The following is a 726-nucleotide window of genomic DNA, read 5'->3' on the forward strand; positions in this document are numbered from 1 at the left end:
GAAGTTGCCTGCTGATACAATAAAAATAAACGTTTGGCATATAAGCTATGCCCGTAATCATTCGGATGCCAGCGCACCCCATCAGATGAACCGGCACCATGGGCCAGTGGAAGAGCCGCGATATCCGCTACTGAAGAGTAAGGCACATGCTCTTCAGAGGAGACCGCCGCCATCACTCTATCGACCTCCCCGGACCAACTACTGTAACGCCCAAGGCCATTCTGACGAGACAAGGACCATGGACCCACGGCAATGATACTCGGACGACTGTCTAGTTGCCGGAGAGCAGTAATTAGCTTTCTGTAATTTTCTTCTAAACTATCGATTCCACTTCTAGAGTCTTCGTGCTCACCTAGCTGAATAACCACAAGATTTGGGTGCGTATTAATTACAGAGCCCAATGCTCGGAGTCGCTGGTCAACTGTGCCACTTCCTCCTGCAGTGTGATAACAAACCACTGTCGGCTGCTCGCGGGCATCACTAATTTCTCGACTTAAAATACTTACATAATCAGACTGCCTGGAGGACGCTGCCATACCACTTGTATGACTCCATCCTAGATTCTTCCTTGTCGTCTCGTCGAAGCCGTGCAAAGTAATACTGTCACCGACAAACAATATCCGGTAAGCCTTGACATTTTCAGTATCACACGGCATCACGGCATCTAGCTGTGGCAACGGTGCAGCAGCCAAAAAAGAGCAACCAAGAGTAAGAATACTCCCTACC

General features: G+C 49.0%; 1 protein-coding gene. It reads right to left on the reverse strand.

Going from position 1 to position 726, the window contains the following annotated elements; genetic code table 11:
• The coding region (locus AC1DLB_RS31340; RefSeq protein WP_477786447.1) for an SGNH/GDSL hydrolase family protein at positions 1-726 on the reverse strand (726 nt) is incomplete at both ends.

This window comes from Pseudomonas sp. 05N434 (genome assembly GCF_056396965.1).